This is a genomic window from Rhodopseudomonas sp. P2A-2r (assembly GCF_026015985.1).
Lineage (GTDB): Bacteria > Pseudomonadota > Alphaproteobacteria > Rhizobiales > Xanthobacteraceae > Tardiphaga.
Window position 1 is genome coordinate 615,478 of sequence record NZ_CP110389.1, and the last position, 14,729, is coordinate 630,206.

Annotated in this window: 13 protein-coding genes and 1 pseudogene; 10 read left to right on the forward strand and 4 right to left on the reverse strand. The window is 66.1% G+C overall.

Annotated features, from left to right (window positions below):
* Positions 1-141 precede the first annotated feature (141 nt).
* The 5 genes and pseudogenes from ONR75_RS02915 (at position 142) to ONR75_RS02935 (ending at position 4,730) form a co-directional block, all read left to right on the forward strand.
* Positions 142-1,979: pseudogene (locus ONR75_RS02915) on the forward strand (dipeptide ABC transporter ATP-binding protein).
* Between the two features lie 23 nt (positions 1,980-2,002).
* Complete coding sequence (locus tag ONR75_RS02920) at positions 2,003-2,182, forward strand: DUF4089 domain-containing protein (RefSeq protein ID WP_265081301.1); 180 nt, start codon at positions 2,003-2,005, stop codon at positions 2,180-2,182.
* A gap of 10 nt (positions 2,183-2,192) precedes the next feature.
* Entirely contained in the window at positions 2,193-3,587 is a 1,395-nt protein-coding gene (locus ONR75_RS02925) for an AtzE family amidohydrolase (protein ID WP_265081302.1), read from the forward strand.
* Positions 3,588-3,589: 2 nt separating this feature from the next.
* Complete coding sequence (gene hpxZ, locus ONR75_RS02930) at positions 3,590-3,988, forward strand: oxalurate catabolism protein HpxZ (RefSeq protein WP_265081303.1); 399 nt, start codon at positions 3,590-3,592, stop codon at positions 3,986-3,988.
* A 7-nt stretch (positions 3,989-3,995) separates the two neighbouring features.
* Positions 3,996-4,730 carry a GntR family transcriptional regulator gene (locus tag ONR75_RS02935; RefSeq protein WP_413776428.1) on the forward strand — a complete coding sequence of 245 codons (735 nt, stop codon included), beginning with the start codon at positions 3,996-3,998 and terminating at the stop codon, positions 4,728-4,730.
* A 152-nt stretch (positions 4,731-4,882) separates the two neighbouring features.
* Here ONR75_RS02935 and atzF read toward each other — a convergent pair whose 3' ends face one another.
* From atzF to ONR75_RS02955, 4 genes are all read right to left on the reverse strand, one after another.
* Positions 4,883-6,691 carry an allophanate hydrolase gene (atzF, locus tag ONR75_RS02940; RefSeq protein WP_265081305.1) on the reverse strand — a complete coding sequence of 603 codons (1,809 nt, stop codon included), beginning with the start codon at positions 6,689-6,691 and terminating at the stop codon, positions 4,883-4,885.
* Positions 6,692-6,693: 2 nt separating this feature from the next.
* Positions 6,694-7,413: a cysteine hydrolase family protein gene (locus tag ONR75_RS02945; RefSeq protein WP_265081306.1), complete on the reverse strand. Its 720-nt coding sequence runs from the start codon at positions 7,411-7,413 to the stop codon at positions 6,694-6,696.
* A gap of 218 nt (positions 7,414-7,631) precedes the next feature.
* Positions 7,632-8,438, reverse strand: a complete 807-nt coding sequence (locus tag ONR75_RS02950; RefSeq protein ID WP_265081307.1) for an SDR family oxidoreductase — start codon at positions 8,436-8,438, stop codon at positions 7,632-7,634.
* Positions 8,439-8,507: 69 nt separating this feature from the next.
* A complete protein-coding gene (locus ONR75_RS02955; protein ID WP_265081308.1) occupies positions 8,508-9,566 on the reverse strand; it encodes a polysaccharide deacetylase family protein in 1,059 nt (352 codons plus the stop codon).
* 164 nt (positions 9,567-9,730) lie between these two features.
* Between ONR75_RS02955 and ONR75_RS02960 the strand changes: the two genes are divergently transcribed.
* The 5 genes from ONR75_RS02960 (at position 9,731) to ONR75_RS02980 (ending at position 14,707) form a co-directional block, all read left to right on the forward strand.
* A complete protein-coding gene (locus tag ONR75_RS02960; protein WP_265081309.1) occupies positions 9,731-11,128 on the forward strand; it encodes an OmpA family protein in 1,398 nt (465 codons plus the stop codon).
* A gap of 2 nt (positions 11,129-11,130) precedes the next feature.
* Entirely contained in the window at positions 11,131-11,427 is a 297-nt protein-coding gene (locus tag ONR75_RS02965; protein WP_265081310.1) for a hypothetical protein, read from the forward strand.
* A gap of 23 nt (positions 11,428-11,450) precedes the next feature.
* The gene (locus tag ONR75_RS02970) at positions 11,451-11,957 is read left to right on the forward strand and encodes a DinB family protein (RefSeq protein ID WP_413776429.1); all 507 of its coding nucleotides are present in this window, start codon (positions 11,451-11,453) and stop codon (positions 11,955-11,957) included.
* A 283-nt stretch (positions 11,958-12,240) separates the two neighbouring features.
* Complete coding sequence (locus ONR75_RS02975; RefSeq protein ID WP_265081311.1) at positions 12,241-13,296, forward strand: lysylphosphatidylglycerol synthase domain-containing protein; 1,056 nt, start codon at positions 12,241-12,243, stop codon at positions 13,294-13,296.
* A 34-nt stretch (positions 13,297-13,330) separates the two neighbouring features.
* Positions 13,331-14,707, forward strand: a complete 1,377-nt coding sequence (locus ONR75_RS02980) for an ATP-binding protein (protein ID WP_265081312.1) — start codon at positions 13,331-13,333, stop codon at positions 14,705-14,707.
* Positions 14,708-14,729 lie beyond the last annotated feature (22 nt).

Genomic DNA, 14,729 nt, shown 5'->3' on the forward strand with positions numbered 1-14,729 from the left:
GCGACGTCGTGCGCTGCAGAACCGGGACCCATTTGGATCGTTGATCAACGCCTGGCGCGATCCCGGATCTGCGCAGCATCACTGCGCGCCTGCGGCGCTGCGTGCTGCAGCGCGTCCGGGAAACGAGACGGAGTTTTGCTCATGACCGCCCGGCCCCTGCTCGATGTCCATGACCTCACCGTCGAATTCGCCACCCGGCGCGGCATCGTCAAGGCGGTGCAGCACGTCAACATCTCCGTCGCCAAGGGCGAGACGCTGGGCATCGTCGGCGAGTCCGGCTCCGGCAAGTCGGTCACCTCCTATGCGGTGATGCGGATCCTCGATCGCGCCGGCTCCATCGCCGAGGGCTCGGTGATGTTCTCCGGCGTCGACATCAAGGGCGCGACCGAGAGCCAGATGCGCGACCTGCGCGGGCGAGAGATCTCGATGATCTTCCAGAACCCGCGCGCGGCGCTGAACCCGATCCGCAAGGTCGGCGACCAGATCGAGGACGTGCTGCGTCAGCACCTTCAGTCGGCAGCCGGCGACCGCGGCGAGAAGGCCATCGCGGCGCTGGAGGCGGTGAAGATCGCGCGTCCCCGCGAGCGCTATCACGCCTATCCGTTCGAACTGTCGGGCGGCATGTGCCAGCGCGTGGTGATCGCGCTGGCACTGGCCTGCAATCCGCAACTGCTGATCGCCGACGAGCCGACCACCGGCCTCGACGTCACCACGCAGAAGGCGGTGATGGACCTGATCGTCGAACTGACCAAAAGCCGCGGCATGTCGACCATCCTGATCACCCACGACCTCGGCCTCGCCGCCGCCTATTGCGACCGCGTCGTGGTGATGGAGAAGGGCAGGGTGGTGGAGACCGCTTTGTCGGCGGACATTTTTGCCAATCCGCAGCACCCCTACACGAAGAAACTGATGCAGGCGACGCCGCGGCTGGGGATTTCGTTGCGCGATCTGCTGCCGCCGGAAGAGCGCGCGGCGATGCCGGTGTTCAGCTCTCCCCTTGCTTCCTTCACCTCTCCCCAGCGGGAGAGGTCGGAGCCTCGCGTAGCGAGGCTCCGGGAGAGGGGAGCCACAAACGCCGTCGCCCGCGGCACCCTCTCCCTGACCCTCCCCCACAAGGGGGAGGGGACACTCCGGCCGTGTCCCAGCCCCTCCTCGTCATCGACAATCTCGTCAAGGAATACCCTCGCCAGGGCGCTACAGCGAGCCTCGCAAAATTGTTTTCGCGAAAACCCGCGGCCGAGCCGGATCATTTTCGCGCCGTCGACGGCATCAGCTTCACGGTCGGCCACGGCGAGAGCGTGGGTCTGGTCGGCGAGTCCGGCTGCGGCAAGTCGACGACATCGATGATGGTGATGCGGCTGATCGACAAGTCGTCGGGCACCATCACCTTCGACGGCGATGATATCGGCGCGATCCCGCCCAATGCCTTCGCCCGTCTTCCGTTGCGCAAAAACATCCAGATGGTGTTTCAGGATCCCACCGACAGCCTCAACCCGCGCTTCACTGCGGCGCGGGCCATCGCCGATCCGATCATGCAGCTCGGCGATATCAAGGGCGGCGACGCGCTGCGGGCGAAGTGCGAGGATCTGGCGCGCCAGGTCGGGCTGCCGCTGGATCTGCTGGATCGCTTTCCGCATCAGATGTCCGGCGGCCAGAAGGCTCGCGTCGGCATCGCCCGAGCTATCGCGCTACAACCGAAACTGGTGATCCTCGACGAGCCCACCGCGGCGCTCGACGTTTCCGTGCAGGCGGTGGTGCTGAACCTGCTGCAGGACCTCAAGCAGTCCATGGGGATGAGCTATCTGTTCGTGTCGCACGATTTGAATGTGGTGCGCTTGTTGTGCGATCGTGTCATCGTGATGCGGTCCGGGCGAATCGTCGAGCAGGGCCAGACCGAGGCCGTGCTCGACGCACCGAAGGACGACTATACAAGAGAGCTGCTGTCGGCGATCCCGCATCCGCCGCTGCCGGTTCACTGAAGCGCAACGGAAGAAGGACCATCGTGGCCGAACCGCTTGACGACTATATCGACGCCGTGGCGTCCGCTCTGGGATTGCCGATCGAAGAGTCCTGGAAGCCTGCCGTGTGCGCCAATCTCGCCGTTACGCTGAAGATGGCGCGCATGGTCGACGAATTTTCCCTTCCCGATGAAATCGAGCCCGCCAGTGTCTTTGCAGCCTGATCCCGCAATCATGGCCGATGGCGAATGGCTGCCCGCAGCCGACATCGCTAGAGCGGTGGCGGCGAAGAGGATCACTGCGCTCGCGGTGACCGAGGCGGCGCTGGCGCGGATCGCCGTGCACGATCCGGTGCTCAACGCGTTCACCGACGTCACTGCCGAGCGCGCCCGCGCCAAGGCCCGTGCGGTCGATGCCGCCATCGCCGCCGGCGACACTGTCGGCCGGCTGGCCGGCGTGCCGTTCGCGGTGAAGAATCTGTTCGACCTCGCGGGCCTGCCGACCCGCGCCGGCTCGAAGATCAACCGCGACCGGCCGGTCTCCACCCGCGATGCCACGCTCGTCGAGCGCATGGAAGCCGCCGGTGCCGTGCTGGTCGGCGGACTCAACATGGGCGAATACGCCTATGACTTCACCGGCGAGAATGTCCATGACGGCGCCTCGCGCAATCCCCATGACATCACGCGGATGACCGGCGGCTCGTCGGGCGGCTCCGGCGGCGCGGTGGGCGGCGGTCTGGTGCCGCTGGCGCTGGGCTCGGACACCAACGGCTCGATCCGGGTGCCGTCGTCGTTCTGCGGCATCTTCGGCCTCAAGCCGACCTATGGCCGCCTGTCGCGGGCGCACTCGTTTCCCTTCGTCGCCAGCTTCGACCATCTCGGCCCGTTCGCGCGCACGGTTGAAGATCTCGCTTTGTCCTACGATGCCATGCAGGGGCCGGACGCGGAGGACGCCGCCTGCTCGACGCGCGATATCGAACCGGTGAGTTCGCTGCTGGCGCAGGACATCGGCGGCCTCCGGATCGCGCTGGCGGGCGGCTACTTCAGGGCCAACCTGTTTCCGGAAGCGAAGGAAGCTGTGGCCCGCGTCGCCAAGGCGCTCGGCGTCACCCGCGAGGTCGAATTGCAGGAGGTGGCGCGTGCCCGTTCGGCGGCTTACGTGATCTCCACTGTTGAGGGCGCCTCGCTGCATCTCGACCGGCTGCGCATGCGGCCGAACGATTTCGATCCCGCGGTGCGCGACCGGCTGCTGGCCGGCGCCATGGTGCCGGCGCCTTTGGTCGACCGCGCGCAAAAATTCCGCCGCTGGTACCGCGCCCGCGTCCTCGAACTGTTCAAGGACGTCGACGTGATCATCGCGCCGTCGACGCCCTGCGTGGCGCCGAAGCTGGGCCAGCAAACCTTCGTGCTCGACGGCGTCGAGCTGCCGGTGCGCGCCAATATCGGCATCCACACCCAGCCGATCTCCTTCATAGGCCTGCCGGTCGTCGCGGTCCCGGTGCCGCTGGAACCGATGCCGATCGGTGTCCAGATCATCGCCGCCCCGTGGCGGGAAGACATCGCATTGCGCGTCGCTTACGCGCTGCAACAGGCCGGCGTCGCCGCAGCCCCACGCCCCAAAGGATTCTGACCATGGATATCGATCTTCCCGACGTGCTGGCCGAGGTCGGCGCTGCGTTCGCGCGCTATGAAGCGGCGCTCGTCAGCAACGACACTGCGGTACTCGGCGAATTGTTCCGCAACGATCCCCGCACCCTGCGCTACGGCATCGACGAGAACCTCTACGGCTACGACGCCATCCAGGCGTTTCGCGGCGCCCGCTCCCCGGTCGGATTGATGCGCCGCACCGATAGGACGGTGATCTCGTCCTATGGCCGCGACACCGCGGTGGCTTCGACCCTGTTCTACCGCGACAGCGCGCCCGGCAAGGTCGGCCGGCAGATGCAGACCTGGATCCGCTTCCCGGAAGGCTGGCGGATCGTCGCCGCCCATGTCAGCATTATCGACGAGTCGCAGGGCAGCAAGGCGTGAGACATTCATGAGTTTCGACGACATGGCGGCACTGCCGGGAGCGCGCAAGCCGCGCCTGAAGGCCGGTGTGGCCGCGATCGGTCGCGTCAATGCAACTCCGGTCAAGATCACCCGCGCCGAGGAACTGCGTCTGCAACTGGCCGACGAGATCGTCCGCGGCGTGCTGGCGCCGGGCGCCGCGCTCGATGAGACCGACATTGCCGAACGCTTCAACGTGTCGCGGACCCCGGTGCGCGAGGCGCTGCGCCAGCTCGGCGCCAGCGGTCTGGTGGACTCCCGCGCCCATCGCGGCGCCGTGGTGGCGCGGCCGTCGCTGGAGCGGCTGACCGGCATGTTCGAGGCGATGGCCGAACTGGAGGCCATGTGCGCCGGCTTTGCCGCCGAACGGATGCCGCCGCTGCAGCGCCATGCGCTGGAAGCGATCCACGAGGAATTGCGGGTGCTAAGCTACGACGGCAATCCGGATCGTTTCCACGAGGTCAACGAACGCTTCCACAACGCCATCTATGCCGGCGCGCAGAACGACTACATCGCCGAAATCACACTGGCGACGCGGGTCCGCGTGCAGCCGTTCCGCCGCGCCCAGTTCCGCAATCTCGGGCGTTTAGCGAAGTCGCAGATGGAGCACGACCGCGTCGTCGTCGCGATCATGCGCGGCGACCGCATCGGTGCGGCGAATGCCATGCGCGCGCATATCGAACTGGTGCGCGGCGAGTATGAGCTTTACGCGGTGTCGGTGTAGGGCCTTCTCGTGTTCCCCGGACGCGGTGCACTGCGCCGCATAGCGGCGTGGTGCGCCGCAGATCCGGGGCCCCGCTTCGCCGGACGGGAGAACCGGGATCCCGGATCTGCGGAGCGGCATAAGAATGCCGCACCGCGTCCGGGACACGAGACCTACTTCCCCGCACCCTCTGCCGCATAAGCCCGCCAGCCGCCGAAGCCGGAGATGTCGCGGGCGCCTTGCAGCGCTGCGGGCTCGGCGAGGAATCCCTTCACGCTGGTGCCATCCGCGAGCTGCAGCGTGCCGATTGCCATTGGCGATGGAATCGCGGCGACGAATTCGCCGAACGCCGCCGCCGTCAGCGCCCAGATTTCCACGGCGATCGCCGAACCGGTGCCGGCCGCGACCCGCAGTAACCCGGGCTTGGCCGGCGTGGTGCCGTCGAGCGCATAGAAATTGTAGTCCGGCGCGGTGGCGGTCGCCTTGAGCAGGCGGCCGCGGCGCGACGTCAGTTCACCATTCAGCGCCATGCCGGATAGGTGCGCGCCGACCACGGCGATGGCGATCTCGTCGCCGCGCAATGCAGCGGGCAGTGCCGCCAGCGGCGGCTGCGGCAGCTTGCTGGCGCCCATGGTGAGTCCGGTATCGGCATGAAACACCCGGCCGATGCTGGCGAGATCCGCGTCGTGCCCGGCCGGCGCCAGCAGGGTGATGCCGAACGGAATGCCGTCGGCCCGCATCGCCGATGGCAGAGCGAGCCCGCACAGGTCGAGCAGATTGACGAAGTTGGTGTAGGTGCCGAGCCTTGAGTTGAGCTCGATCGGATTGGCCAGCACCTGGGCCGTGGTGTAGGCGGTCGGCGCGGTCGGCAGCACCAGCGCGTCGATCTCCGCGAACGCCGTCTCGGCGGAGCGCTTGAGGTCCTGCAGCTTGTACAACGCGGCGAAGGTGTCCGTCGCGCTCTGCCGCGCGCCGGCGATGGTGATCTCGCGCGTCACCGGATGAATAGCGTCGGGCGCCGAGGCCAGCAGGTCGCGGATCACCAGCAGGCGTTCGGCCACCCATGGCCCGTCATAAAGCAGCCGCGCGGTTTCATAGAACGGCTCGATGTCGAACTCGACCAGCGTGGCGCCGAGCGACGTCCATCGCTTCAGCGCGTCGCCATAGGCTTTCTCGGATACCGTATCGCCGAAGAAGATCAGCTGGCCGTTGCGCGGCACGCCCAGCCGCAGCGCCTTGGGAAATTCTGTCAGTGCGCCGACCTCGCGCGGGCGTGAAAACGAGTCCTGCGGATCGTAGCCGCCCATTATGTCGAGCGCCGTCATCGCGTCATCGACGGTCAGCGCGAAGATCGACACGCAGTCCAGCGTCCGGCATGCCGGCACCACGCCGGCGGTAGGCACCAGGCCGAGGCTTGGCTTGAGGCCGACGATGTTGTTGAGCATCGCCGGCACCCGGCCGGAGCCGGCGGTATCGGTGCCGAGCGAGAACGGCACCAGCCCTGCGGAGACGGCAACCGCGGAGCCGGAGCTCGAGCCGCCCGGCACCAGGTCGTCGCGCACCGCGTTCTTCGGAATGCCGTAGGGCGAGCGCACGCCGACGAGACCCGTCGCGAACTGGTCGAGATTGGTCTTGCCGATGACGATGGCGCCGGCGGCGCGCAGCCGCGCCACGGCGCTGGCGTCGCGGGTCGGCGTATAGGCGAAGGCCGGGCAGGCGGCGGTGGTCGGCAGGCCGGCCACATCGATATTGTCCTTCACTGCCACCGGCACGCCGTACAGCGGGAGCGTCGACGCGTCCTTAGCTGACAGCGCTTCGGCTTCGGCGATCGCTTCGGCCTCAACGCGCAGGCTGATGAAGATGGCGGGATCGTTGTGATCGCGGATGCGCTGAAAGGTGCGGGCGACCGTCTGCGCGGGCGTTACGGTGCCGGCGCGATGCGCGGCGACGATCTCGGCGATGGTTTCGGTGATCGCGCTCATCGTCATGCTCCCGTTGCTGCGTTGCCGGACGGCTCCGGCATGGTCGTCATCGCTTGAAGGACGCGCGCGGAGTCGCTGACCCAGCCGAAGATGCCGCCCTGGGCCTTGATCATCTGCAGTCCCATCTCGTGAAATTCAGGAAAGTACGACGCGCAGCCGTCGGCCAGCACGATGCAGCGATAGCCGCGGTCGTTGGCTTCGCGCACCGTGGTGTTGACGCAGACCTCGGTGGTGACGCCGCACACCAGCAGCGTATCGATATCGCGCGCCTTGAGGTCGGCGCCGAGCGTGGTGGCGTAGAACGCGCCCTTGCCGGGCTTGTCGATGACGATCTCGCCCTCGACCGGGTACAGTTCGGGGATGATGTCGTGGCCGGCCTCGCCGCGAATGAGGATGCGCCCCATCGGTCCGGGGTCGCCGATCCGCAAGCTCGGCGCGCCGCGCTGGATTTTTGCCGGCGGCGCATCGGAAAGGTCGGGCAGGTGGCCTTCGCGGGTATGCACGACCATCATGCCGGTCTCGCGCGCCGCCTTCAGCACTGCGGCGATCGGTGAAACCGCGCGTGCCAGCAGTGCCACATCGTTGCCGAGCGTCTCGCCAAATCCGCCCGGCTCCATGAAGTCGCGCTGCATGTCGATGATCAGCAGTGCTGTCGCCCCCCAGTTCACGTCGATGGGGCCCGGCTCGGCAGCGACCGTCGTCGTAAGCAGCGAGTCTGTCATTGCGGAGTCCTTCGGGTCATCAAGATCACGGACTCAGCGAAGCAAGGCTCATGCCATTGTGTACAATACGGAAGTCTCCCGATATCGTCTAAATATGTTCAATTTCAAGCGATTAGAACGCATGTCGCAATGTCGCGCAGTCAGCTTCGGTCCGTATTCGCCTCATTTTTGGGCGAAGTCGGACCGTGCTGCATCAAGGAACGCCTGCGGCTGTCGGATCAGTCCCAGCCGTCGCCCTTGATGCCGGGATTGGCGTAGACGATGCCGCCGTCCACGGCGATGGTGGCGCCGACCACATAGTCGCCGGCGCGCGAGGCGAGGTAGATCGCCGTGCCCGCCATGTCCTCGTCGGTGCCGATGCGGCCGGCCGGCACTCGCGTCGCCACTTCATCGGCATTGTCGCGCGCCGCCTTGTTAATGTCGGACTGAAACGGACCCGGGGCGATGGCCGAGACCACCACATGGTCCTTGATCAGCTTCACCGCCATCCGCCGCGTCAGGTGGATCAGGCCGGATTTGCTGGCGGCGTAGGAATAGGTCTCCATCGGATTGACGAAGATGCCGTCGATCGAGGCGATGTTGATGACCTTGGCCGGCCGCTCGGCGGAGGCGGCGGCGCGCAGCGGGCCAGCCAGCGCCTTGGTCAGGAAGAACGGCGTCTTGAGATTGAGGTTCATCACCTTGTCCCAGCCGCTCTCGGGGAATTCGTCGAAGTCGGCGCCCCAGGCGGCGCCGGCATTGTTGACGAGGATGTCGAGTTTCGGTTCGCGCTTGCTGATCTCTGCCGCGAGCATCTCGATGCCCGCCATGGTGGAGATGTCGATCGGCAGGGCGATGCATTCGCCGGCATATTGCCCGGTCAGCTCCTGTGCGGTGGCCTCGCACGGCCCGGCCTTGCGCGCGGTGATGTAGACCTTTGCGGCGCCCTGGTTGAGAAAGCCGGCCGCGATCATTCGGCCGATGCCGCGCGAGCCGCCGGTCACCAGCGCCACGCGCCCCTGCAGCGAAAACAGATCCTTGAACATGTTGCCTCCGGTTTGTTGGCCGAAGGTTTGCTGCTGCCCGTCAGGCGAGTCAAGGAAGGGCGGAGTGGGCTACGCCGCGGCGAAACGGCGGAAACCGTTCCACATGGCGGTGGCGGCGCCGGAGGTCAGCAGCGGCAGGACGTGCTTGTTCTGGTAGTGGCCGTTCAGCGAGACCCGCGGCAGCGCCATCAGGTGGCCGGCATGGTCCGGAAAGATCATGCCCTTGCGGGTGGTCACCGCGGTGGTGTAGCCGGCGGCCTGGGCCAGCTCATATTCGCGCGGGCCGGCGGCGTCGCCGTCGCCATAGGGATAAGCGAGGTGACGCACCGGGCGCTGCAACTCGGCTTCGATCCGCGCGCGGCTCGATGCCATTTCCTCGGCAGCCCCGGCCTCGCTCTGCTTGGCGAGATTGCAGTGGCTGACGCTGTGGGCGCCGATCGTCACCAGCGGATCGGCGGCGAACGCCCTCAACTCGTCCCACGACAGGCAGAGATCGCGGCTGATGGCGGCTTCGTCGATGCCGTGGCGCCCGCAAAGCGCGGTCATCTCGCGGCGTACGTCGGCCTCGGTCGGCAGCGTCCGCATGCGCGTCTGCAGGTCGCAGAAGGCGGTGGCCTTGCCCTGCAGCGTGCTGGTGTCGAGGATCTGGATGGCGCCGTCGCGTTCGACCTCGACGCGATCGGCACTCGCCAGCACCATTTCCAGTGCGACCCACCACAGCCTGCCGCGGCCTGCGGCGAAATCGCTGGTTGCATAGACGGTGAGCGGTGCCTCGAACTCGCGCATCACCGGCAGCGCGAAATCGCGGTTGTCGCGGTAGCCATCGTCGCAGGTAAAGCAGGCAAAGCGACGGCCGAAATTCCGCTCCGTCAGCCGCTGGTGCATCTCGTCCAGGGTGATGATATCGATGCCGCGGGCGCGAACGTGGGCGAGGGTTTCGCGCAAGAACTCCGGGGTGACTTCGAGATGGTGATTGGGCCGGAACGGATTGCCGCTGAGCGGGCGGACATGATGCAACATGAAGATGGCGCCGACGCCACCGAAGATCGGCTGCAGCGCATAGTGAGCGCCGCTGAAGTAAAGCGCTCCCAGGCAGGCGCGGATCATCTGATGGCGAAAAGGCTTCATCGGTAACCTGGTAACGATTCTATCTAAGGTCGACACAATCAGAAACGATTGAAGAAACCGTTATCCCTGGATACCGCCCGGGCATTGGCCAAGGCGCCATTTCCAGTTTGACAGTCCCGCAAGGGTTTGTTTTCACTTTGTTTCCAGACCCCGCAGGACGTCGAATGCACGGATTTTACAGGTGGAGCAACAAATGGTGGCCTGGAATCATTCCCCTTGCCCTGCTTTGGGCGCTTGCGGGCTGGAACTCAACCCAGCCGTTGGAAGCTGACCTCGCCGCCCGTAGCAATCAGGCCCTGAAGAACACTGTACTCGACAAGACCCGCATTTCGGTAGCCGGTCGTGACGTCAGCTTCGCGGCCCAGGCGTTTTCCGAGGAAGGCCGGCGCAGCGCGGTCGCCTCGGTGGAGGCCGCGCCCGGGGTCCGACTGGTCAATGACGAGACCCGGCTGGTCGCCGAGGCCAAGCCGTTCGTCTGGGTCGCCGAACGCGACAATGTCCGGGTGACGCTGTGGGGCACGGCGCCGCTGCCGGCCAGCAAGGCGCGCATCCTGGAAGCGGCGCGGGCAGCGCTGAACGGCACCGAAGTTTCCGACCGCATGGGCATGGCACGCGGCGCGCCTGCGCGCTTCGATGCCGCGGCCCTGCTGCTGGTCGATCAGATGTCCAAGCTGAAGGAGGGCAAGATCGTTCTCTCCGACACCGGCGTCAGCCTGTCCGGCATGGCCCGCGACCTCGGCGGCCGCGAAGCCATCGCTGCGGCGCTGAAGAACCTGCCCGAGGGTTTTGTCGTAGCCAGCAACGAGGTCAAGGCGCCGCCCTATATCTTCCAGGCCAACAAGGACCCGGTGGCCGTAACCCTGACCCTGAGCGGCTACGTGCCGGACAACAATGCCCATGCCGCGCTGGCGGCGGCGGCCGGCCGCAAGTTTCCCAACGAAAAAATCGTCGACAACCTTAAGGCCAGCATCGGCGCGCCGTCCGGATTCACCGCGGCGGTGACGTCGGCGCTGGGTGCGCTGTCGCGGCTGTCGACCGGCACGCTGGTGGTGTCCGACCGCGAAATCAAGCTGTCGGGCGATGCGCTCTATGAGGCGGCGGCCGGGCAGATCCGCGCCGGCCTGACCCGCGAGTTGCCGTTGGGCTGGACCAGCAAGCCGGAAATCTCGGTCAAGCCGGCGGCCGCGCCGGTGGATGCCACCGTCTGCCAGCAGTTGTTCGCGCAGAACCTGACAAAGGGGCGGATCCGCTTCGAAAGTTCGAGCGCCTCGATTAACGCGGATTCGGCCGGCCTGCTCGATCGCCTGGTCGAGACGGCGATGCGCTGTCCCTCCACCAATGTGGAAATCGTCGGGCACACCGACCGCAGCGGCGCCGAGGAGTTCAATCAGGAGCTGTCGGAAAAGCGTGCTCAGGCGGTGGCGGATTATCTGGTCAAGGCCGGCTTGCCGGCGGATCGCTTCACCGCGGTCGGCTATGGCAGCGCGCTGCCCATCGCCTCCAATGACACCGATGAGGGCAAGGCGCAGAATCGGCGGATCGAATTCGTGGTGAGGCCATAACGATGCTCTATCTCGCAACATTTCTGTGGGGCTGGCTGCTCGGCGCGTTCCTGCTCGGGCTCGGCATGGGCTGGATCGCGGTGGTTCGGCGCGGCAAGACGGTGTCGCGGGCGCTGGCGCAGAAGCTGGCGGCGCTGACGGTGGTGCTGATCGGCGTGTCGCTGGCGAAACTACTGCCCGGCCGGTTCGGCTACTGGCTCGATCTCGGCCTGGCGCTGTTCGCCTTCTACCTGGTGGGCTGTGCCATCGGCTCAAAGCTGCGCGACTGGGTGGTGTCGCGACCGGCCAAGGTCGTGTGATGACGGCGGAGCTGAGTGACGCGATGTCGCTGACCGCCCATTACCGCATGTTCGGCCATTACAATGCCTGGGCCAATGAGCGGGTCTACGACGCCGCAGCGGCACTCAGCGCCGAACAATACCGCGCCGACCGCGGCGCGTTCTTCAAGTCGGTGCATGGCACGCTCAACCATCTGCTGGCCACCGACCGGATCTGGATGAAGCGGTTTACCGGCGAGGGCGAGGTGCCCGACCGGCTCGACGCCATCCTCTATGACAGCTTCGCGGAACTGCGGGCCGCACGGCAGGCCGAAGACGTCCGCATCAAAGCCTATGTGGACGGGCTGGACGCGCAACGCATCGCCGGAACCATCAGCTATCGCCGGGTGTCCTCGCCGGAGGCATTCGTACAGCAGCTGGCTCCCGCGCTGGCGCACTGGTTCAACCACCAGACCCATCATCGCGGCCAGGTCCACGCGCTGCTGAGCGGGCTCACCGGCGCGGCGCCGGAGCTGGATCTGCTGTTTTTCCAGCGTCAGGCAGCGGTGTAGCGGCCTTTGCGCTCGCCAATGCGGCATTGTGGTCTGCGCGGTCACCGCAATGCTGTCATTTTGCCGCAGCGGTGCCGGAAAATTGCGCCTCTGGTTTGTTGGACGCGAGCTAATATATTGACGCTGCGACTCTTTTATTCACCTCCGCCGAATTCCTCTTTTTCGTAAAACACGCTACGAGATTGTCTTCGCGGTCATCCGGCGATGACCCTGGAGACACGAGACGGCGGTGACGCCGAGGCTGCTGACTGCCCCTGGTCGTCAAATCGCATTCGAGGTTGAGATGCTGGAAGCAATACGCAGGGCGGTCTCGTTTCTGCGCGAGAAGCAAATCCTGCGCAAACTCGGTGTGCTGATCAGTGTCGCGGTCATCGCGTTCGCCTGTTACATGCTCTACCATAAGTTGCGCAACATCGACGGCCACAAGGTCTACGAGGCCATGATGGCGACCGAGCCGCGGCTGATCGGGCTGGCGGCGTTGTCGGTGGCGGCCGGCTATTTCACCCTGACCTTCTACGACTGGTTTGCGGTTCGGGCGATCGGGCGCCGCGACGTGCCCTACCGCGTCAATGCGCTGGCGGCCTTCGCCAGCTATTCCATCGGCCACAATGTCGGCGCCAGCGTCTTCACCGGCGGCGCGGTGCGCTATCGCATCTATTCGGCATGGGGCCTCAACGCCATCGACGTCGCCAAGATCTGCTTTCTGGCCGGCCTCACCTTCTGGCTCGGCAACGCCGCGGTGCTCGGCATGGGCATCGCCTATCATCCGGAAGCGGCATCGGCGATCGACCATCTGCCGCCATGGCTCAACCGGATCGTGGCGTTCGGCATTCTGGCGGGGCTCGCCGGCTACGTTGCCTGGGTGTGGGTCAAACCGCGCTGCGTCGGCCGTGGTCACTGGTCGGTGGAGCTGCCCGGCGGCCCGCTGACCCTGCTGCAGATCGTCATCGGCATCGTCGATCTCGGCTTCTGCGCGCTGGCCATGTATATGCTGGTGCCGGAAGAGCCCAATCTCGGCTTCGTCGTGGTGGCGGTCATTTTCGTGTCGGCGACGCTGCTCGGCTTCGCCAGCCATTCGCCGGGCGGGCTCGGCGTGTTCGACGCCGCCATGCTGGTCGGCCTGTGGCAGATGGACAAGGAAGAGCTGCTGGCCGGCATGCTGCTGTTTCGCGTGCTGTATTATCTGGCGCCATTCTTCATCTCTGTAATCTTGCTGACGTGTCGGGAGATTATCGTGGGCGCGCAATCCAAGAAGATTCGCGAGATGGCGGCGGCGCTCGAGGTTGAAGCCCAATCCGATCGCCGCCATCTCAAGGAACAGGGCGGCTCCGGCGCCTGATCGTCAAATCCGGAGCAGGGAGACGTTCCGCCAAATGGCTGTTGAAGCTTCCTCCCCAACCATGTTCTCGCCATGGCCCGACCGGCTGCGCCATTCCGCCATCATCCTGCTCTCGGCGGGGCTGGCGCTGGTCGCGCTGGTGGTGTTCGGCGAGCTGTCGCCGACCCGCGCCGGCATCGTGTTCGCCTGCATTGCCGCGTCCGCGCTGGTGCCGTGGCGGCTGCACGATGCGGTCGCGTCGCGCGAGGAAGTGCTCGGCGTCAATCCGGTGGAAGCCCCGGCGGTCCGTGCGATCATCGCCGGCATGCCGGATCCCGCAGTGCTGCTCGACCGGGCCGGCCGCGTCATCCACCTCAATACGGCCGCCGCCCAGCTTGCCCCGGCGCTGCGCAAGAACGAACTGGCGCAGTTCGCGCTGCGCTCCCCGGAGATCATCACCGCACTGCGCGAGGCCATCGCCAGCACCGAGCCGCGCCGCGCCACCTATCTCGATCACGTCCCGGTCGATCGCTGGATGGAATTGATCGTGACGCCGCTGTCGGTGCCGACCGCCTTCGGCGGCGCCGACACCTGCATGCTGATGACCTTCCACGACCAGACGCCGCTGCGCCGGGTCGAGGAAATGCGCGCAGATTTCGTTGCCAATGCCAGCCACGAGCTGCGCACGCCGCTGGCGGCGCTGTCCGGCTTCATCGACACCTTGCAGGGGCCGGCGAAAGACGATGCCAAGGCCCGCGAGCGCTTCCTCGGCATCATGCACACCCAGGCCACGCGAATGGCGCGGCTGATCGACGACCTGTTGTCGCTGTCGCGGGTCGAACTCTCGGCCCATGTCCGGCCGGATACGCTGGTCGACCTGCTGCCGATCATCCGCCAGGTCGGTGACGGGCTGGAGCCGCTGGCCGCCGAACGCAGCGTCCGCATCGAGATGGATCTGCCGGGCGACCCCGTCATGATCGCCGGCGACCGCGAGGAGCTGCTGCGGCTGTTCGAGAACCTGATCGAGAATGCGCTGAAATACGGTGCGTCCGGCGGCCAGGTGCTGGTCTCCGTGGCGCCGTCGACATCGCCCGAGGGGGCGCCGGAGATGCGGGTCGCGGTGCGTGATTTCGGTCCCGGCATCGCGCCGGAACATCTGCCTCGGCTCACCGAACGGTTCTACCGGGTCGACGTCGGCGACAGCCGTGCGCAGGGCGGCACCGGGCTCGGATTATCTCTGGTGAAACATATTCTTAACCGTCATCGCGGCCGGCTTTTGATCGAAAGCGTGCCGAAGAATGGCGCCACTTTTACGGCCGCTTTTCCCCAGGTGAAGACTCCTCTACGCCATAAATTGACGCAATTTCAAAGGGTTGGCGCTGTCATCCAACTGTCACTGAACCATCATAAAAGGTCAGTCGACCAGCCCTAAACGGGCGGCGTGAGCAAGATCG